The organism is Streptomyces sp. NPDC048018 (assembly GCF_043202995.1).
Lineage (GTDB): Bacteria > Actinomycetota > Actinomycetes > Streptomycetales > Streptomycetaceae > Streptomyces.
The window spans coordinates 408,468-428,062 of record NZ_JBIDBK010000005.1 but is presented as its reverse complement, the minus strand read 5'-3'; the positions used below and the strand labels follow the sequence as shown (position 1 = coordinate 428,062).

The 19,595-nt window shown below is 73.9% G+C and carries 16 protein-coding genes; 9 read left to right on the top strand and 7 right to left on the bottom strand.

The window, feature by feature from the left end; all coding sequences use genetic code 11:
• Positions 1 to 37: 37 nt before the first annotated feature.
• Together ACGF1Z_RS21845 and ACGF1Z_RS21840 are read left to right on the top strand one after the other, a co-directional pair.
• Positions 38 to 1,609, top strand: a complete 1,572-nt coding sequence (locus ACGF1Z_RS21845) for a 3-hydroxyacyl-CoA dehydrogenase (protein WP_393006401.1) — start codon at positions 38 to 40, stop codon at positions 1,607 to 1,609.
• Positions 1,606 to 2,199 carry a TetR/AcrR family transcriptional regulator gene (locus ACGF1Z_RS21840; RefSeq protein ID WP_393006399.1) on the top strand — a complete coding sequence of 198 codons (594 nt, stop codon included), beginning with the start codon at positions 1,606 to 1,608 and terminating at the stop codon, positions 2,197 to 2,199. The genes ACGF1Z_RS21845 and ACGF1Z_RS21840 overlap by 4 nt, the downstream gene beginning before the upstream one ends.
• A 322-nt stretch (positions 2,200 to 2,521) precedes the next feature.
• Here the strand turns inward: ACGF1Z_RS21840 and ACGF1Z_RS21835 are convergent, their stop codons facing one another.
• Positions 2,522 to 3,067, bottom strand: coding sequence for an Lrp/AsnC family transcriptional regulator (locus tag ACGF1Z_RS21835; RefSeq protein WP_393006922.1), 546 nt, complete (start codon positions 3,065 to 3,067; stop codon positions 2,522 to 2,524).
• Between the two features lie 193 nt (positions 3,068 to 3,260).
• Between ACGF1Z_RS21835 and pdhA the strand changes: the two genes are divergently transcribed.
• The 7 genes from pdhA (at position 3,261) to ACGF1Z_RS21800 (ending at position 11,578) form a co-directional block, all read left to right on the top strand.
• Positions 3,261 to 4,424, top strand: a complete 1,164-nt coding sequence (pdhA, locus tag ACGF1Z_RS21830) for a pyruvate dehydrogenase (acetyl-transferring) E1 component subunit alpha (protein WP_393006397.1) — start codon at positions 3,261 to 3,263, stop codon at positions 4,422 to 4,424.
• A complete protein-coding gene (locus ACGF1Z_RS21825) occupies positions 4,421 to 5,452 on the top strand; it encodes an alpha-ketoacid dehydrogenase subunit beta (RefSeq protein WP_393006395.1) in 1,032 nt (343 codons plus the stop codon). Before pdhA ends, ACGF1Z_RS21825 begins: the two co-directional genes overlap by 4 nt.
• Entirely contained in the window at positions 5,452 to 6,819 is a 1,368-nt protein-coding gene (locus tag ACGF1Z_RS21820) for a dihydrolipoamide acetyltransferase family protein (RefSeq protein WP_393006393.1), read from the top strand. Before ACGF1Z_RS21825 ends, ACGF1Z_RS21820 begins: the two co-directional genes overlap by 1 nt.
• Positions 6,820 to 7,029: 210 nt before the next feature.
• Positions 7,030 to 8,055: a DUF6457 domain-containing protein gene (locus tag ACGF1Z_RS21815; protein WP_393006391.1), complete on the top strand. Its 1,026-nt coding sequence runs from the start codon at positions 7,030 to 7,032 to the stop codon at positions 8,053 to 8,055.
• The gene (locus ACGF1Z_RS21810; RefSeq protein WP_393006389.1) at positions 8,052 to 9,410 is read left to right on the top strand and encodes a molybdopterin molybdotransferase MoeA; all 1,359 of its coding nucleotides are present in this window, start codon (positions 8,052 to 8,054) and stop codon (positions 9,408 to 9,410) included. The genes ACGF1Z_RS21815 and ACGF1Z_RS21810 overlap by 4 nt, the downstream gene beginning before the upstream one ends.
• A 20-nt stretch (positions 9,411 to 9,430) precedes the next feature.
• A complete protein-coding gene (locus tag ACGF1Z_RS21805) occupies positions 9,431 to 10,489 on the top strand; it encodes a potassium channel family protein (protein WP_393006920.1) in 1,059 nt (352 codons plus the stop codon).
• 102 nt (positions 10,490 to 10,591) lie between these two features.
• Entirely contained in the window at positions 10,592 to 11,578 is a 987-nt protein-coding gene (locus ACGF1Z_RS21800; protein WP_393006387.1) for an NAD(P)H-quinone oxidoreductase, read from the top strand.
• Positions 11,579 to 11,685: 107 nt separating this feature from the next.
• Here the strand turns inward: ACGF1Z_RS21800 and ACGF1Z_RS21795 are convergent, their stop codons facing one another.
• The 6 genes from ACGF1Z_RS21795 to ACGF1Z_RS21770 all read right to left on the bottom strand — a co-directional run bounded on the left by ACGF1Z_RS21795 (position 11,686) and on the right by ACGF1Z_RS21770 (position 19,578).
• Positions 11,686 to 12,243, bottom strand: coding sequence for a bacterial proteasome activator family protein (locus ACGF1Z_RS21795; RefSeq protein ID WP_393006385.1), 558 nt, complete (start codon positions 12,241 to 12,243; stop codon positions 11,686 to 11,688).
• A 106-nt stretch (positions 12,244 to 12,349) separates the two neighbouring features.
• On the bottom strand, positions 12,350 to 15,217 hold the full coding sequence (locus ACGF1Z_RS21790) for an FtsX-like permease family protein (protein ID WP_393006383.1): 2,868 nt from the start codon (positions 15,215 to 15,217) through the stop codon (positions 12,350 to 12,352).
• The gene (locus ACGF1Z_RS21785) at positions 15,214 to 15,951 is read right to left on the bottom strand and encodes an ABC transporter ATP-binding protein (protein ID WP_393006381.1); all 738 of its coding nucleotides are present in this window, start codon (positions 15,949 to 15,951) and stop codon (positions 15,214 to 15,216) included. The genes ACGF1Z_RS21790 and ACGF1Z_RS21785 overlap by 4 nt, the downstream gene beginning before the upstream one ends.
• Positions 15,952 to 16,282: 331 nt before the next feature.
• A complete protein-coding gene (locus ACGF1Z_RS21780) occupies positions 16,283 to 16,927 on the bottom strand; it encodes a PadR family transcriptional regulator (protein ID WP_393006379.1) in 645 nt (214 codons plus the stop codon).
• Positions 16,928 to 17,022: 95 nt separating this feature from the next.
• Entirely contained in the window at positions 17,023 to 17,730 is a 708-nt protein-coding gene (locus tag ACGF1Z_RS21775; protein WP_393006377.1) for a hypothetical protein, read from the bottom strand.
• A gap of 192 nt (positions 17,731 to 17,922) precedes the next feature.
• The gene (locus ACGF1Z_RS21770) at positions 17,923 to 19,578 is read right to left on the bottom strand and encodes a protein kinase (protein WP_393006375.1); all 1,656 of its coding nucleotides are present in this window, start codon (positions 19,576 to 19,578) and stop codon (positions 17,923 to 17,925) included.
• Positions 19,579 to 19,595 lie beyond the last annotated feature (17 nt).

Below are 19,595 nucleotides of genomic sequence, written 5' to 3'. Positions count from 1 at the left end.
CGATCCTGTGGAAAACCCATCGGGGAGGATCACTCCTATGAGCGCCAACACGACCGTCCGGGGGAGCGACGCGGTGTCGGCCGCCGGGGCCGCACCGATCGATCCGGCCGGCACCGTCGCCGTCGTCGGCACGGGCACCATGGGCCAGGGGATCGCCCAGGTGGCCCTCGTCGCGGGCCATCGCGTCCGCCTCTACGACAGCGCCCCCGGCCGTGCCGAGGAGGCCGTGACCGCCGTCGCGGGCCGCCTGGACCGGCTGGTCGAGAAGGGGCGGCTCGGCAAGGAGGAGCGGGACACGGCCGTCGCCCGGCTGCACGCCGCGGGCGAGCTCGCCGAGCTCGCGGACGCCGCCCTCGTCGTCGAGGCGATCGTCGAACTGCTGCCGGTCAAGCAGCGGCTCTTCGCCGACCTCGAGGAGGTCGTCGGGGCGGACACGGTGCTCGCCACCAACACCTCCTCCCTGTCCGTGACCGCCATCGCGGGCGGGCTGAGGCGGCCCGGCCGCTTCGTCGGACTGCACTTCTTCAACCCGGCCCCGCTGCTGCCGCTGGTCGAGGTCGTCAGCGGCTTCGCCACCGACCCGGACGCGGCCACGCGCGCGTACGAGACGGCGAAGCGCTGGGGCAAGACACCGGTGCGCTGCACCGACACCCCCGGATTCATCGTCAACCGGGTCGCCCGCCCCTTCTACGCGGAGGCGCTGCGGATCTACGAGGAGGGCGGCGCCGACCCCGCCACCATCGACGCGGCCCTGCGCGAGTCCGGCGGCTTCAGGATGGGCCCGTTCGAGCTGACCGACCTCATCGGCCAGGACGTCAACGAGGCCGTCACCCGCTCGGTGTGGGAGTCCTTCTACCAGGACCCGAAGTTCACCCCCTCGCTCGCGCAGCGGCGGCTGGTCGAGTCCGGGCGGCTCGGCCGCAAGTCGGGGCAGGGCTGGTTCTCGTACGCGGAGGGCGCCGAGCGCCCCGAGCCGCACACCGCTGCGCCGGCCGAGGCACCGGCCCGGATCACCGTGCGAGGCCACCTCGGGCCCGCCGAGCCGCTGGTGGAGCTCTTCGAGCAGGCCGGGATCGCGGTGCGCCGCACGAAGGGCGAGGGCTGCATCGAGCTGCCCTCGGGAGCGAGGCTCGGGCTCGCGGACGGCGAGAGCTCCTTCGAGTACCACCAGGAGGAGATCGTCTACTTCGACCTGGCGCTCGACTACGCGGCGGCGGGCAGGATCGTCCTGTCGGCGCGCGCGGGCATGGACCCCGAGGTCCTGGCCGAGGCCGTGGGCCTCTTCCAGGCGCTCGGCAAGAAGGTGTCCGTGATCGGCGACGTGCCGGGCATGATCGTGGCCCGGACGGTCGCCATGCTCGCGGACGTCGCCGCGGACGCGGTCGACCGCGGGGTCGCCAGCGCCGAGGACGTGGACACGGCCATGCGGCTCGGTGTGAACTATCCGGCCGGCCCCCTGGAGTGGGCCGGGCGCCTGGGCCACCGCAGCCTGTGCGACCTGCTCGGCAATCTGCACGAGCGCTACCCGACCGGCCGCTACGCCCCCTCGCTCGCCCTGGTCCGCCGGGGATGCGACGAGTCGGCCGCAGAGGCGGAGGAGAAGAGATGACCACCGCGCGACGCGACACGTACACCCCCGAGACGCTCCTCCGGGTCGCCGTCCGGATCTTCAACGAGCGCGGCTACGACGGCACCTCGATGGAGCACCTGTCCAAGGCGGCCGGGATCTCCAAGTCGTCCATCTACCACCACGTGGCCGGCAAGGAGGAGCTGCTGCAGCGGGCCGTCAGCCGGGCGCTCGACGGGCTCTTCGCGATCCTCGACGAGCCGGCGGCCGGTCGGGGCCGGGCCATCGAGCGGGTCGAGTACGTCACCCGGCGCACCGTCGAGGTGCTGATCGAGGAGCTGCCGTACGTGACGCTGCTGCTGCGCGTCCGGGGCAACACGACCACCGAGCGGTGGGCGCTGGAGCGGCGGCGCGAGTTCGACCACCGGGTGGCCGAGCTCCTGAAGGCGGCCGTGGCCGACGGGGACCTGCGGGCCGACGTGGACATCCGGCTCGCCACCCGGCTCCTCTTCGGCATGATCAACTCGCTGGTGGAGTGGTTCCGGCCCCAGCAGGACTCGGTGGCGGAGCGCGACCAGCTCGCCGACACCGTCGTCCATCTGGCCTTCGACGGGCTCCGGACGGCCCGCTGAGACCACCCGGTCCCGTCGCGGCGACCGACGGGACGACCGAAAAGCCCGCCCGGGACCCCCGGGCGGGCTTTTCGGCTTCCGGGGCCTCCGCAGGCTTTCCGTGGCATCTGGTGTCGGGGGCACTCCGGCTTTCGGAGGCACTCCGGCTTTCGGAGGCACTCCGGCTTTCGGGGCCCGCGGTGTGCGCCCGCGTCACTCTGCGCGCCGGGAGGCCCTCTGCGCGCGCCGGGGGCCGCCGGGCCGAGGCTCCCCCGGAGCCCTTCCGTGGACTCCTTCGCGGCCCGGAGGCGCACCCGCCGGGGGCGCGGCCCGGGGGGACCCGTCAGCCCATGCGGCCCGGATGCGGGTCCAGGTCCGTCTCCTCGAAGACCAGCAGCGTCCGGGTCGAGAGCACCTCGGGTATGGACTGGAGCCGGGTCAGGACCAGCTCGCGCAGCGTTCTGTTGTCCGGGGTGTGCACGAGGAGCAGGACGTCGAAGTCACCGCTGACCAGCGCGATGTGCGCGGCGCCCGGCAGCGCCTGGAGCTGCTCGCGCACCGTGCGCCACGAGTTCTGGACGATCTTGAGGGTGATGTAGGCGGAGGCGCCGTGGCCCGCCCGCTCGTGGTTCACGCGGGCGCCGAAGCCGCGGATCACCCCGTCGTCGATGAGCCGGTTGATCCGTGCGTACGCGTTGGCGCGGGACACGTGGACCCGCTCGGCCACGGAACGCACCGAAGCGCGGCCGTCGGTCTGGAGCAGCCGCAGGATGTCCCGGTCGATCGCGTCCAGCGGGCGGGCCGGCGGCATCGGGGAGAGCATGGCAGGGGTGGCGCCGGGGGGCGTGCTCAGGGGCTCGCCGTGCGCCTGCTCCTCGACGTCGGCCATTTGTTCATCCGCCATGTCCCCCCGCCTCTCTCTTGTGGACGACCTGCACCCATCCCAAGCCGTGGAGAACCGTTTGTCCACAGGCTGAAGGTGCCTGTAGCCAAAATGCCTCCACGACCGAACAATCGGTAGGTGAGGCGCGCCACATTCCGCGCCACCCGCCTTCGGGTCTTATGCCCGCTCCCATGAGGAGGTGGACTCGTTGCAACAGCGCAGTTCGACAGTCCAAGAGCCCCCCGGTGCCGCCCGCGCCTACCGGCCCACCCCGCCGCCGGCCTGGCAGCCGCGCACCGACCCGACTCCGCTGCTCCCGGACGCCGAGCCGCTGCGCGTGCTCGGCACGGACGCCGTGGCCGACGCCGACCCCGAGCTGCTCCGCCGCCTCTACCGCGAGCTCGTCCGCGGCCGCCGGTACAACGCGCAGGCGACCGCACTCACCAAGCAGGGCAGGCTCGCCGTCTACCCCTCCACGACCGGCCAGGAGGCCTGCGAGGTCGCCGCGGCGCTGGCCCTGGAGGAGCGGGACTGGCTCTTCCCCTCGTACCGGGACACCCTGGCCGCCGTCGCCCGCGGGCTCGACCCCGTCCAGGCCCTCACGCTGCTGCGCGGTGACTGGCACACCGGCTACGACCCGCACGAGCACCGCATAGCCCCGCTGAGCACCCCGCTCGCCACCCAGCTCCCCCACGCCGTGGGCCTCGCCCACGCCGCCCGTCTCAAGGGCGACGACGTGGTCGCGCTGGCGATGGTCGGCGACGGCGGCACCAGCGAGGGCGACTTCCACGAGGCGCTGAACTTCGCCGCCGTGTGGCAGGCACCCGTCGTCTTCCTCGTGCAGAACAACGGCTTCGCGATCTCCGTTCCGCTCGCCAAGCAGACCGCGGCCCCGTCGCTGGCCCACAAGGGCGTCGGCTACGGGATGCCCGGCCGGCTCGTCGACGGCAACGACGCGGTCGCCGTCCACCAGGTGCTGACCGAGGCGGTCGCCCGCGCCCGGCGCGGCGGCGGACCCACCCTCGTCGAGGCGATCACCTACCGGATCGACGCCCACACCAACGCCGACGACGCCACCCGCTACCGCGGCGACAGCGAGGTCGAGACCTGGCGGGCGCACGACCCGATCCTGATCCTGGAGCGGGAGCTGACCGAGCGCGGACTCCTCGACGAGGAGGCCCGCCGCGCGGCGGCCGAGGACGCCGAGACGATGGCGGCGCGGCTGCGCGAGCGCATGAACGCCGACCCCGTGCTCGACCCGATGGACCTGTTCGCCCACGTGTACTCCGAGAAGACCGCGCAGCTGCGCGAGCAGGCGGAGCAGCTGCGGGCGGAGCTCGACGCCGAGAGCGAGGCGGGATGACCACCCACGCGACTGCGCGGCCGGCCGCGAAGAAGGCGGCCAAGCCCGCCACCATGGCCCAGGCGCTCCAGCGGGCCATGCGCGACGCGATGGCCGAGGACCCCACCGTCCATGTGATGGGCGAGGACGTGGGCACCCTCGGCGGTGTCTTCCGGGTCACCGACGGCCTCGCGAAGGAGTTCGGCGAGGACCGCTGCACCGACACGCCGCTGGCCGAGGCGGGCATCCTCGGCACGGCCGTCGGCATGGCGATGTACGGGCTGCGGCCGGTCGTCGAGATGCAGTTCGACGCCTTCGCCTACCCGGCGTTCGAGCAGCTCATCAGCCACGTCTCCCGGATGCGCAACCGCACCCGGGGCACGATGCCGATGCCGATCGTCGTCCGGGTGCCGTACGGCGGCGGGATCGGCGGCGTCGAGCACCACAGCGACTCCTCCGAGGCGTACTACATGGCGACGCCCGGCCTGCACGTCGTCACCCCGGCGACCGTCGAGGACGCCTACGGCCTGCTGCGCGCGGCCATCGCCTCCGACGACCCCGTGGTGTTCCTGGAGCCCAAGCGGCTCTACTGGTCGAAGGCCGACTGGTCGCCCGAGGCGCCGACGGCCGTCGAGCCCATCGGCAAGGCGGTCGTGCGCCGCCGCGGCACCAGCGCCACCCTGATCACCTACGGCCCCTCCCTGCCGGTCTGCATGGAGGCCGCCGAGGCGGCCCAGGCCGAGGGCTGGGACCTGGAGGTCGTCGACCTGCGCTCCCTCGTGCCGTTCGACGACGAGACCGTGTGCGCCTCCGTCCGGCGCACCGGCCGGGCCGTCGTCGTGCACGAGTCGACCGGCTTCGGCGGTCCCGGCGGAGAGATCGCCGCCCGGGTCAGCGAGCGCTGCTTCCACCACCTGGAGGCGCCGGTCCTGCGGGTCGCGGGCTTCGACATCCCGTACCCGCCGCCGATGCTGGAGCGGCACCACCTGCCGGGCGTGGACCGGGTCCTCGACGCGGTCGCGCGGCTCCAGTGGGAGGCGGGCAGCTGATGGCCCAGGTGCTCGAATTCAAGCTGCCCGACCTCGGTGAGGGACTCACCGAGGCCGAGATCGTGCGCTGGCTGGTCAACGTGGGCGACGTCGTCGCCATCGACCAGCCGGTCGTCGAGGTCGAGACGGCCAAGGCGATGGTGGAGGTGCCCTGCCCGTACGGCGGCGTCGTCACCGCCCGCTTCGGCGACGAGGGGACCGAGCTGCCGGTCGGCGCGCCGCTGCTGACCGTCGCGGTCGGCGGGGCCCCCGGAGCGGACGGAACCGCCGCTCCCGCCGAGCAGGCCGAGGCCGCGTCGGCGGCCGAGCCCGCCGACGCGTCGGAGCACTCGGGCAACGTGCTCGTCGGCTACGGCACCGCCGGGCCCGCCGCCCGGCGCCGCCGGGTGCGGCGCGACGGCCCCGCGGCGGCCCCCGCGCCTGCCACGACCGCCGCTCCGGCCGCGCTCGTGGAGCCGGAGGCCCCCGCGGGACCCGTGCCCGTCATCTCGCCGCTGGTGCGCAAGATCGCCCGCGACAAGGGGCTCGACCTGCGGCAGGTCCGCGGCTCGGGACCCGAGGGCCTGATCCTGCGGGCGGACGTCGAGACCGCGCTCGCCGGACGGGACCGGTCCACGACCGCCTACGCCACCGCGGCGGCGCCCGCGCCGGCCGCCGCCCCGGCGAGGACCTCCGCCGCCGGCGAGCGCGTCCCCCTGCGCGGGGTGCGCGGGGCCGTCGCCGACAAGCTGTCGCGCAGTCGTACCGAGATCCCGGACGCGACCTGCTGGGTCGACGCCGACGCGACCGAACTCATGGCCGCGCGGGCGGCGATGAACGCGGCGGGCGGACCGAAGATCTCCGTCCTGGCCCTGCTCGCCCGCATCTGCACGCACGCCCTGGCCCGCTTCCCGGAGCTCAACTCCACGGTGGACACGGCCGCACGGGAGATCGTCCGACTGCCCGAGGTGCACCTCGGGTTCGCCGCCCAGACCGACCGCGGTCTGGTCGTCCCGGTGGTCCGTGACGCGGGCGGCCGCACGGCCGAGTCGCTCACCGCCGAGTTCGCGCGCCTCACGGAGGCGGCGCGGCAGGGCACGCTCACCCCGGCGGACCTCACGGGCGGCACGTTCACGCTGAACAACTACGGCGTGTTCGGGGTCGACGGCTCCACACCGATCATCAACCACCCCGAGGCGGCCATGCTCGGCGTGGGCCGGATCGTGCCCAAGCCGTGGGTGCACCAGGGCGAGCTGGCGGTGCGTCAGGTGGTGCAGCTCTCGTTCACCTTCGACCACCGGGTCTGCGACGGCGGCACGGCCGGCGGCTTCCTGCGCTACGTCGCGGACTGCGTCGAGAACCCGGCGGTGCTGCTGCGCACGCTCTGACGGCCGACGGAACTCCGCCGGGACGGACGCCGATCGGGGCACGGGGCCCCGCCGGTTCCCGGCGGTCCTGTCCGGGACCCCACCCCACGCCGGGTCCCGGACGCGCTTCCTGAGGACGCCCCGGTCCCTGCCGGACCGGGGCGTCTCCCTTGGTGAGACGAACGGGCGGGCGCCGGGCCATCCCCGCCGGGCGCGGACCATACTGCTGGGATGACGACCGCGTACGACGCCATCGTGCTCGCCGGAGGCGCCGCCCGGCGCCTCGGCGGGGCCGACAAACCCGGCGTACGGGTGGGCGGACGCCCGCTCCTCGACCGGGTCCTGGCCGGCTGCCGCGACGCCGGCCGCACGGTCGTCGTCGCCGAACCCCGGGCCACCGCCCGCCCCGTCGAGTGGACCCGGGAGGAGCCGCCCGGCGGCGGCCCGGTCGCCGCACTCGCCGCGGGCCTGGGCCGCCTCGCCGAGGCCGCCACGCCCGGCCGGACAGCCCCCGCCGACTCCTGGCCCGCCGGCTCCTCGTCCGCCGTCGCTCCGTCCGCCGCCGGCTCCTCCCGCCGCTCCTCCTCCGCGAAGGCCGGTCCCGGGCGGCCCGACGCGGGCCCGCGGGGGACCGGCGCCTCCGGCAGCTCCGCCGGACTCGTTCTCGTCCTCTCCGCCGACCTCCCGTTCTTCGACGCCGGGACCGCCCGGCGGCTGGTGGACGCCCTGGCCGCCGCGCCCGATGCCGAGGCCGTGATGGGGGTCGACGCCGAGGGCCGGGAGCAGCCCCTGGTCGCCGCCTATCGGGTCGCCGCCCTGCGGCGCGAGCTGGCCGGCGTGGCCGCCGCGCAGGGCGGGCTCGACGGGCTGCCGTTGCGGCGGATCACCGCGGGTCTGCGCCTCGTACGGATTCCCGCGGAGGCCTCGGCCTCCTTCGACTGCGACACCTGGGAGGACATTGCCGCCGCCCGGGCGCGGATCAGGGAGCATGGGAACGTGCTGGATGAATGGATCACCGCAGTCAAGGACGAACTGGGCATCGACCTGGACGTCGACACGGGCCTGCTGCTCGACCTGGCCCGTGACGCCGCGCACGGGGTCGCCCGGCCCGCCGCGCCGCTGACCACCTTCCTGGTGGGCTACGCGGCGGCCCGTGCCGCCGGCGGCGAGGGCGGCCCCGAGGCCGTCAAGGAGGCCGTGCAGAAGGCCGCGGCGCTCGCGCAGCGCTGGGCCGCCGAGCAGGACGAGGCCGGATGACCATGAAGGAGAGCGTGCCCGACGACGGGGTGGACGACGTCCTCGCCCTCGTCGGGCGCTCCCGCGGGAACGACTCCGGCCCCACGGCCGCACCCGCGCCCGGTGCCGCACCCGCGCCCGGTGCCGAGCGGCATCGCGCCACGCCCTGGCACGAGGCCCGATCCGTCGCCGCACGGGCCGGGGCGCGGGCGGCGGGACGAGCGCCGGTGCAGGTCCCCCTCGGGACGGCGCTCGGCCGGGTCCTGGCCGAGCCGCTCCACGCCCTGACCGACCTTCCGTCCTTCGACACCTCCGCCATGGACGGATGGGCCGTCGCCGGCCCGGGTCCCTGGCGCGTCGACCCCGAGAGCGCCGTCCTCGCCGGGCACGCGCCCGCCGCCGCCCTCGACGACGGTCACGCGGTACGGATCGCGACCGGCGCCCGGGTGCCGCCGGGGGCCACCGCCGTCATCCGCAGCGAGCACGCCCGCACCGACGCCGTCGGGCAGCTGCACGCGCAGCGTGAGGTCGTCCCGGGCCAGGACATCCGGCCCCGCGGCCAGGAATGCCGTTCCGGCGACCGGCTGCTGCCCGCCGGAAGCACCGTGACGCCCGCCGTCCTGGGTCTCGCCGCCGCGGCCGGCTACGACCGGCTGAGCGTGCACCCGTGCCCGCGGGTCGAGGTCCTCGTCCTCGGTGACGAGCTGCTCGCTTCCGGGCTCCCTCGGGAGGGCCTGATCCGCGACGCCCTCGGCCCGATGCTCGGCCCCTGGCTCAGGGCGCTCGGCGCCGAGGTCCTCGGCACCCGGCGGGTCGGCGACGACGCCGAGGCGCTGTACACGGCGGTCACCGGCTCCGACGCCGACCTGGTCGTCACCACCGGAGGCACCGCGGCCGGACCGGTCGACCATGTGCACCCGGTGCTCGCCAAGGCGGGCGCGACCCTGCTCGTCGACGGGGTGAAGGTGCGTCCCGGCCATCCCATGCTCCTGGCCGAGCTCGGTGCGGGCCCGGCGCACCTCGTCGGCCTGCCCGGCAACCCCCTCGCCGCCGTCTCCGGGCTGCTCACGCTCGCCGCGCCGCTGCTGCGCACCCTCGCGGGGCGGTCGGTCCCGGAGCCGTACCGCGTTCCCGTGCGCGAGGAGATCCAGGGGCACCCGTACGACACCCGCCTCGTGCCCGTGATGCTGCGTGGCGACGAGGCGGCGCCGCTGCACTACAACGGCCCCGCCATGCTCCGGGGCATCGCCGCCGCCGACGGCATGGCGGTGGTCCCGCCCGGTGGCGCACGGCCCGGGGAGGCGCTCGACGTTCTCGACCTGCCCTGGACGGGCCTCTCCGCCCCCGGGGAGGCCCAAGGAGTGTGTTTCACGTGAAACTGCCCAGCCGCGACGCGATGGCCCGCCAGGCCGACGAGAAGGCGAACTCGCGGATCAAGCTGCCGCGCCGGGTGGTGGAGAAGCCGCTGCGGCAGGTCGCGAAGCGACTCCTGATGGCCTTCGGCGTGCTGCTGGTGACCGTGCTCATCGTCTACGTCGACCGGGAGGGGTACCACGACAACGCCGACGAGACGCTCGACTTCCTCGACAGCGTCTACTACGCGACCGTCACCCTCTCCACCACGGGCTACGGCGACATCGTCCCCTACAGCGACTCCGCCCGGCTCGCGAACATCCTGCTTGTCACGCCCCTGCGCGTGCTGTTCCTGATCATCCTGGTCGGCACCACTCTCGAGGTCCTCACGGAGCGGACCCGGGAGGAGTTCCGGCTGAATCGCTGGAGGTCCACCTTGCGCGACCACACCGTCATCGTCGGCTTCGGCACCAAGGGGCGTTCGGCGATCCAGACGCTGTGCGCGACCGGGCTGCGCAAGGACCAGATCGTCATCGTCGACCCGTCGGGCAAGGTCATCGAGGCCGCCAACGCCGACGGCTTCGTCGGTGTCATCGGCGACGCCACCCGCAGCGACGTTCTGCTGCGGGCCGAGGTGCAGAAGGCCCGTCAGATCGTCATCGCCACCCAGCGCGACGACACCGCCGTCCTGGTCACCCTGACGGCCCGCCAGCTCAACCGCGGCGCGAAGATCGTCGCCGCGGTCCGCGAGGAGGAGAACGCGCCGCTGCTGCGCCAGTCCGGTGCCGACGCCGTGATCACCAGCGCCAGCGCCGCCGGCCGGCTGCTCGGCCTCTCCGTGCTCAGCCCCAGCGCGGGCACGGTGATGGAGGACCTGATCCAGCAGGGGTCCGGCCTCGACCTGATCGAACGCCCGGTGACCAAGGCCGAGGCGGGCAAGAACGTCCGCGAGACGCAGGACCTGGTGGTGAGCGTGCTGCGCGGGCACCGGCTGCTCGGCTACGACGATCCGGCCGCCAGCCCGCTCCAGCTGACCGACCGGGTGATCACCATCGTGCGCGCCACGCCCCTCACCCCGCTCACCACCCCGGCCGACGACTGAGACCTCCCCACGCCTGCCCTCGACCTCACCCCGCCCTCATCTCCCTCCCGTTCCCGCCCCGCCCCCACCCTGGTCCGCGGCTCCGGGAGTAGCCTCGCCGACATGCATGCGATCACGATTCCGGAACCCGGCGGGCCCGAGGCGCTGGTCTGGGCCGAGGTGCCCGATCCCGTCCCCGCCGAGGGCGAGGTTCTCGTCGAGGTGGTGGCGAGCGCCGTCAACCGTGCCGATCTGCTCCAGCGGCAGGGCTTCTACGATCCGCCGCCGGGCAGCTCCCCGTACCCCGGTCTCGAGTGTTCGGGCCGGATCGTCGCACTGGGCCCCGGGGTCTCGGGCTGGTCCGTCGGCGACGAGGTGTGCGCGCTGCTCGTCGGCGGCGGTTACGCGACGAAGGTCGCCGTCCCGGCGGGGCAGTTGCTGCCCAGGCCGGACGGCGTGGACCTGGTGACGGCCGCGGCGCTGCCCGAGGTGGCCTGCACCGTCTGGTCGAACATCTTCATGCTCGCGCACCTGCGGCCCGGTGAGACGCTCCTCGTGCACGGCGGGGCGAGCGGCATCGGCACCATGGCGATCCAGCTGGCCAAGGCGGTCGGCGCGCGGGTCGCGGTCACCGCGGGCGGGCCCGGGAAGCTGGCCCGCTGCGCCGAGTTGGGCGCGGACATCCTCATCGACTACCGCGAGCAGGACTTCGTCGAGGAGCTCCACAAGGCGACGGACGGGGCGGGTGCGGACGTCATCCTCGACATCATCGGCGCCAAGTACCTGGACCGGAACATCAAGGCGCTCGCCGTCAACGGGCGCCTGGTCGTCATCGGCCTCCAGGGCGGCGTCAAGGGCGAGTTGAACCTGGGTGCCCTGATGGCCAAGCGTGCCGCCGTCCTGGCGACGACGCTGCGGTCGCGGCCGCCCGGTGAGAAGACGGCGGTGGTCGCCGCGGTGCGCGAGCACGTCTGGCCGTTGATCGCGGCGGGCACGGTGACGCCGGTCGTGGACCGGACCGTGGCGATGACCGACGCCGCCGAGGCCCACCGGGCGGTCGAGGACAGCAGCCACGTCGGCAAGGTGCTGCTGCTCGCGCCCGGGACGTAGCAACCCGAGCTCGCGCCCGGGACGTAGCGCCCCGGGCACGGAAACGGAAGAGGGCCCGGTCCCCGCGGCGTACACCGCGGGGACCGGGCCCTCGACAGGTCGGGGGCCTACAGATACGGCCCCGAGCCGACCGCGCGGCCCCGGCCGGGACCGTGGTCGTGCTCGTCGTCATCATCGTGCCCGGCGCCCGGCGGCAGGGCGCGGCGCATCTGCTCCAACTGGGCGCGGGCCGCCATCTGCTGGGCGAACAGCGCGGTCTGGATGCCGTGGAACAGGCCTTCGAGCCAGCCCACCAACTGGGCCTGCGCGATCCGGAGTTCCGCCTCGGAGGGGATCGCCTCGTCGGTGAACGGCAGGGAGAGCCGCTCCAGTTCCTCCACCAGCTCGGGGGCGAGCCCGTCCTCCAGCTCCTTCACCGAGCTGGCATGGATCTCCTTCAGTCGTACGCGGCTCGCCTCGTCGAGAGGGGCCGCCCTGACTTCCTCCAGAAGCTGCTTGATCATGCTGCCGATCCGCATGACCTTCGCAGGCTGCTCGACCATTTCCGTCAACGGGACCTCGCGGGATTCGTCGTCACCCTGAGTGCCGCCGAGCGCCATCCCGTCCTGGCCCACGATGAGGACCTGGGGGCTCTCCTGCGACCTGTCATTCCTCGGCATCTCCATGCCGCCCATTCTCTCGCACACACGCCTCATCACACGGTGTGCCCCTGGAAGAGGGTGATCCACCCTTTTCCAGGGGCACAGCACGGCAACGGATCCCGCGGTCCCGTCAGTGCGCGGCGCGGCGGGCCAGCGCCCCGCGGGAGCGGGTCACCAGGGCGGCGAGCAGGGCGGCGCCGAGCGGCACGGCCACGAGGAGCGCGGCGAGCGTCTCCCAGGGGACGACGACCGGCACGTACGGCGGGGTGTCCGAGATGCCCCAGCCGTTGTCGAGGGCCTCCTGGTAGAAGTGCCTCTCCTGCCGCTCCTCGGTGAGCCGCAGGCCGACCGCGGGCAGCACGCCGGCGGCGGATCCCAGGACCACGCCCATCGCGGCGACCACACCGCACTGGAAGCCGCTCAGCGTCCGGCGCACCCGGGGCGGCGCACCGACCGCGGCGAGCGTCTTCAGGTCGGCTTCCGCGTCGGCCTGGGCGAGGCCGGTGGCGATGCCGGCGGCGCCGATGGTGACGAGGCCGGCGAAGACGGTCAGCGCCAGCAGCACGATGCTGTTCTTGCTGACGAAGCCCTCCTCCACGACCAGGTCGACGTCGCTGCCGATCTTGGCGAGTTCGGCGTCGAGCTTCTGGCTCTGCTCGGAGTTCGGCAGGTGGTCGGTGGTGAAGAAGGAGCCGAGCGGGACCGTGCTCAGGCCGGCGGCCTTGGCCGCGTCGGGGCTGATCAGGCCGGCGACGCCATAGGAGGCCGGGGAGCCGGGCACCTGGTAGGCGGGGAAGGACTTGGTCTCGCCGGGCACCGGCTTGTGCTGCTCGGCGGCGCGGTCGGCGGCCTCGTTGTCGGTGATCAGCTTGACGCCGACCTTGCCGGTCCCGTCGACCTGGGCGCGGGAGAAGCTCACGAACCTGCCGTCGGCGAGGGCCCGGGCGGCGCCGGGGTCGTCGATGCCGAGGACGGTGAGGAGCCGGCCGTCGGCGATCAGGAGGCCGCTCTCGACGGAGATCGATCCGCTCTGGGGATCGGACGTGCAGCGCCAGTCCTTCGCGAGGGCACGCCGCTGCTCCTTGGTGAACTTCTCCGCGGGGTCGGTGCCGTCGGCGCCGGCCGCCCACAGCGGGCACTCGTTGGCGGGCGGGATGACCACCTCGTAGCGGCCGCAGCCGGGGCTGCCGCCCCAGGGCGGGCAGCCGGGCTTGCCGACGGAGATGCGGGAGACGTCGGCGCGGAGGTCGACGGGCAGGGTGCGCTGCACGGCGTCCCGGGCCGTGGCGGCGTCCCGGCCGCCCTCCTCCGTGACGAGCACGGAGACCGCGCCGTACGGCAGGCTCGGGTGGTATCCGGCCAGGTCCTGGGCGTCACGGCTCGCGGCGTAGGTGGAGACGGCCACGGTGCCCGCGACGGCCGCCAGGACGGCGGCGACGGCGGGAGCCGTACGGCCCCGGTTGCGTACGGCGTCGCGCAGGGCGAGGCGCGGCGAGAGCGGCAGCCAGCGGCCGGTGCGTCCGAAGAGGCCGACCAGGGCGGGCGTCATGGCCACCACGCCCAGCTCGGCGATCGCGGAGCCCCCCGCGACGACGAACAGCTGGTCGGTGACGACCGAGCCGTAAAGGGCGATCGCGCCGCCGAGCAGGACGGCGGCGAGGCCGACCAGCGGCAGGACCCGGCTGCTGCGGCGGACGCCGCGTCGCCCGGTCAGGGAGGCGAGGACGGTCTGGCGGGACGCGGTGACGGCCGGGACGATCGCGGCGAGCAGGCCGGTGAGGACGGCGAGCCCGGCGATGGCGAGGATCTCCAGCGGTTTGACGGTGAAGCCGCCGAACCGCTGACCCATGTACTCCTCCAGATAGGGCCGGAGGGCGAAGGTGAGGATCAGGGCGAGGACCGTGCCGACCACGGCCGAGGCCACACCGATGACGAGGCCGCCGCTCAGCACGATGGCCCGGATGTGACTGCGGGCACCGCCGTTGGCGCCGACCAGGCCGAGCTGGCGGCGGGAGCGGCGGGCGCCGACGGCGAAGGCGGGACCGGCGAGCAGGCAGATCTCCAGCATCGCCAGGCCGACGACGGTGCCGAGCGCGGCGAGCGCGGCGGCGCGGGCGGCCGGGCTCTCCTGGTAGGTGCTCCAGCCGTCCTTCTGGTAGAGCGGGACCTCGGAGTCGGCGGGCGGGGCCAGGGCCACGGCCCGCGAGGTGACCACGACGCCCTTCTTGTTGATCTCCTGGACCGTGTTCCACGTGAAACCACCGGACTTCTTCACCAGGTACGTGGTGGAGACGTCGGGCTTCGGGATGCCGGCCTTTTCCACGGCCTGGCCGTAGGCGCCGAGGAAGGCGCCGGGCAGGGCGTTGACCTGCGCGGCCTTGAGGTCGCTGGGCAGTTCGTACGCGCCGGTGATCGTGTACGTGCGGTCGAAGCCGCGGGCGGTCAGGGTGGAGCCGACCGTCAGTCCGCTGCTCTCCAGGAAGGCCGTGGTCGCGGCGATCTCGTCGGTCTTCTCCGGGAAGCGGCCCTCGCGAAGCCGCATGATGCCCCGGGCGACCGGGTCGGCGGCCTTCAGCTCGCGTACCTCGGTGTGGAGCAGTCCGTGGGTGGTGGTCAGCTTGGCGCTGCCGGAGCTGTCGGTGAGGACCGTCGAGCCGGCCGGGATGGCCTTCCTGACGTCCGTGGAGCCGCTGGGCCAGGGCTTGTTCGCGCTGTCGTAGTCCTCGGCCGGTGTGCTCTGGTCGCCCTTGGGGTCCTGCAGGAGCGGCACACCGTCGACGTGGCCGTCGGTGAACAGGGCGTCGGCCGCGCCTATGGACCGTTCCAGCTGCTGCGCGGTGGAGAGTTCGGAGCTGCGGACCGTCAGGTCGAAGGCGCTCACACCGAGGATCGGCAGGGCGATCATGGCCAGGACCAGGAAGCTGCGTCCCTTGGAGCGCCAGGCGTCACGGCGGGCGATGCGGACCGCGGCCCGCCAGGAGTGGAACCAGGTCGTCACTGCTGCGCCGCCCGGCCGGTCAGGAGCGAGTCGGCCTCGCTGCGTACGGTCTGGTCGACGACGGCGCCGTCCCGCAGGAAGACGACGCGGTCGGCCCAGGCGGCGAACCGCGGTTCGTGGGTGACCAGGATGCCGGCGGCGCCGGCGTCGCAGCGGGAGCGCAGCAGGGCCAGGACGGACTCGCCGGTCTCGGAGTCGAGGGCGCCGGTGGGCTCGTCGGCGAGGACGAGGCGGCGGTCGCCGACCAGGGCGCGGGCGATGGCCACGCGCTGCTGCTGGCCGCCGGACATCTCGTCGGGGAAGCGCTCGGCGAGATGCCCGAGGTCCATCTCGGCGAGGGCGGCGAGGGCCTCGGTGCGGGCCTTGCGGGCGGACACGCCGTCCAGCTCGCGGGGCAGGGCCACGTTCTCGGCGGCGGTGAGGGCCGGGATGAGGTTGTAGTCCTGGAAGACGTAGCCGATGCTGCGGCGGCGCAGGGCGGCGAGCTCCTTGGCGCCCACACCGGTGATGTCGGTGCCTTCGACGATCACCTGGCCGGAGGTGGGGGCGTCGAGGCCGCCGGCGATGGTGAGCAGCGTCGACTTGCCGGAGCCGGACGGGCCCATGACGGCGACGAGTTCACCGGGGTAGACATCGAGGTCGATGCCGCGCAGGGCGTGCACCTCGGTGGCGCCCGCGCCGTGGACGCGGGTCAGGTGCTGCAGACGCAGCACGGGCTGCTGCTGTGTGGACATGAATCCCCCTCGGGGTACGCCCGGCGAACGGTGCTGTGCGGAGCGGTCGTCGACGGCGCCGTGCGTACGGTCTGGGTCTGGTCGGGTGGTGTGGTCGGGTGGTGTGGTCGGGTGGTGGAACGGTGGTGAAGCACGGGAAACAGCGGTGGTGCGGTGTCGGTACGTCGGTGGAGCGGTGAGAACGCGGTGGTCGGGCGGGGTGCGAGCGGGCGGTGGGGACGCGAGGCGTCGGACGCCCCGGGCTCTCAGCGCCCCAGGCCCTCTGGGTTCTCAGCCCTGAGCCCTCAGCGCCCCCCCGGGCCCTCAGCCCTGGGCCCTCAGCCCTGGACCCTCAGCGCCCCGGGGCCTTCGAGGCGGCCCGCGCCGGGGCGGTGTCGTGCGGTGGGGTCGGCGGGGGCGGTGACGGGGCGGCCTCCGGGGCCGCGGCCGCTGCCGCCGAGAGGCGGATCAGCCGGGCCTCGCAGTGGTCGAGCCACCGCGCCTCCGCCTCCGTCTGGAAGATCAGCTGCTCCAGGACGAGCAGCCAGGCGACGTCGTCGCGCTCCCGGGCCCCGTTCCTCTCGACGGCGGCGAGGGCCTGCGCCTTGAGCCGGGTGTAGTCCTGCATGGCCTTCACGGTGTGCCGGCGCTGGGACTGGATGACGTCGCGGATGTCGACCCCGGGCGCCCCGACGGCCATGGCGAGCTTGATGGCCAGCTCGTCCCGGGCCGGGCTGGTGCGGTCGACGGGATTCTCGAACCAGCTGCGCAGCTCGGCGCGACCGGAGTCGGTGATCGCGTAGAGCGCGTGGCCGGCTCCGTCCTCGCCGTCCTGCGCGATCATCCCGTCCCGTTCGAGCCGGCTGAGGGTCGTGTAGACCTGGCCCACGTTCAGCGGCCACGTGGAACCGGTGCGGGACTCGAACTCCGTGCGGAGCTGGGAGCCGTAGCGCGGGCCGTGTTCGAGGAGGGCGAGAAGCCCGTGGCGGATCGACATACCGAGTATGTATACCGAGTAAGTCGAGACCGGCAAGCGTCCTGAGAGGGACCCGGGAGGTCCGACTCAAGGAGGACCCGGGCCGCCGCGACGCGTCAGCGCCGCCGCATCCGGACCCCGAGGAAACCGATGCCGAGTCCCATCAGGGCCAGCCCGACCCCCAGGGTCAGCACGGGAATCCGCCGGTCGGAGAGGGTGTCGGTGGCTTCGGCGCCGATCCGCTGCGCGGCCGCCGGCGCCTCGGCGTCCGAGCTCTCCGCGGCCGGCGCGTCCGTCTCGGGTACCGCTCCGATCTCCTCGTCGGACTCCGCCGCGGACTCGTCCTCTGTTGCGGTTTTGGTACGAGCGGGCGCTGCGGGGCTCTGTGGGGCCCCCGACGAGGGGGCGGCGGCGGGTCGCCCGGGGCGCGGCCTGCCCTCCCCCGCCGGGCGCCCCGCGAAGGAGGCGGTCGTGCTGGGCCCGGCAGGCTCGGAGGGCTCGTCCGGGTCGGTCGGCTCGGAGGCGTCCGGGGAGTCGCCGGTGGCGGCGGAGCCGCTCGGCGCGGGGGCGGGGGAGACGGTCGAGGAGGGCGCCGAGGGGGAGGGCGTCGCCGTCGGGCGCGGGGAGGCGGTCGCGGACACCGGGGGGCGGGGGGTGGCCGACGGGGGATGCGCCGTCGCGGTGGCGGTGCGCCCGCCGCCGGGCGTGGCCTCGGCGGCGTACGCGACGGGCCCGTGGGCGACGGAGCAGACCGCGCCTGCCGCGAGCCAGCAGGCGAGGACGGGCGCGACCGCCCGCGCACGAGGACCTGGTCCTGGAGTCACCGGGTGACCCCCTCCCGTACTGAGCCGCCGAGTTGTTCGACTCAGCGTCACATGTCGGGAGAAACACGGCATCCCGGACAGGTCCGCCCGGGGGCGGCCGTCCGGGACGGTGTCGACGACCTCGGTCGTCGCCGGGCCGGGTGCGGTGCGTACCGTCGCACCGCACCGGTGCGACGGGGGCGCCCGGTGCGCCTACTGCGCCGGGTTGCCGGTGGACACCTCGAGCGTGAACTCGGCGTCCTCCTTGCTGATGTCCGTGCCCTGGCGCGGGTACTGGGTGATGACCGTGCCCTGGCCGTACGTGGCCTCGTCGACCGACGACTCGGCCTTCACCTTCCAGCCGGCCGCCTGGATGCACGCCTTCACGGACTGGATGTTCTTGTACGTGAAGTCGGGCACCTCGAACTTGTCCGGGTCGCTGCTCGACTCGGTCGGCTCCAGGCACTTCTTCGTCTCGATGGTCTTCGAGTAGTCCGGACCCTTGTGACCGGGAGCGCTGCTGGTGGTCTGGCTCGGGTCGTTCCCGCCCGCGTTGTCGTCCGGGTCCTTGTCCATGAGCGAGACGCCCACGATCACACCGATGACCACCAGGAGGCCGATCGCACCGATGGCGATCTTGTTCGTCCGGTTCTGCGAGCCGCCACCGCCGCCGCCCGGGGAGCTCTGCTGCACGGTGTACGGCGAGGAGTGGGAGGGCGTCGGCGCCGGGGTCTGGTAGGCGGGCACCGGGGCCGGGGTCGGGGCCTGCTGCGGATAGCCGTACGACGGGGCCGGGGTCGGCGGGCCGTACGGGCCGGGCTGCGCGGTCGGGTGCGGCGTCGGATAGCCGGCCGGGTGCGGCTGGTACGGCGTCTGGACGCCGTGCGTGGCCGGCGGCGGGGTCTGGCCGACCGGCGGGAAGACCGCGGAGCCGACGCCCGAACCGCTCTGGACCGGGCCGCCCGCGACGATGACCGGAGCACCGGTGTGGCCGGCCGACATCACCCGCAGGCACTCGTCGCGCATCGCGGCGGCGCTGGGGAAACGCTCGTTCGGGTTCTTCTTCAGCGCACGGGCCACCAGGGCGTCCATCGCCGGGGTCACCGCCCGGTTCACCGAGGACGGTGCGACCGGCTCCTCCTGGACGTGCGCGTAGGCGATGGCGAGCGGCGAGTCCGCGTCGAAGGGCAGCCGGCCCGTCAGCAGCTGGAAGAGCATGATGCCGACCGAGTACAGGTCGGAGCGGGCGTCGACGGCGCGGCCCAGGGCCTGTTCGGGCGACAGGTACTGGGGGGTGCCGACGACCATGCCGGTCTGCGTCATCGAGGTGACGCCGGACTGCATGGCGCGGGCGATGCCGAAGTCCATGACCTTGACCACGCCGCGCTTGGTCATCATCACGTTGCCCGGCTTGATGTCCCGGTGGACCAGGCCCATTTCGTGGCTGGTCTCCAGGGCCGCGAGCACGTCGGCGGTGACCTTCAGCGCCTTGTCGGCCGGCATCGCGCCGTACTGCTGGATGTCCGCGCCGAGCACCGATCCGAGCGGCTGGCCCTCCACGTACTCCATGACGATGTACGGCATCACGGCGCCGTCGAGGGTGTCCTCGCCGGTGTCGAAGACCGAGACGATGTTCGTGTGCGACAACTTCGCAACAGCCTGCGCCTCACGCCGGAAGCGTTCGCGGAACGACTGTTCGCGGCCGAGCTCGGTGTGCAGCGTCTTGATGGCGACCTGGCGGTCGAGCGCGCTGTCGTACGCCAGGTACACCGACGCCATGCCGCCCTCGCCGAGCAGGTCGCGCAGCTGGTACCGGCCGCCCGCGACCGAACCGCCCGCATAGCGGCCCTGTGCGCCGTCCTGGCTCATCTCGTGCTTCCCCCTAC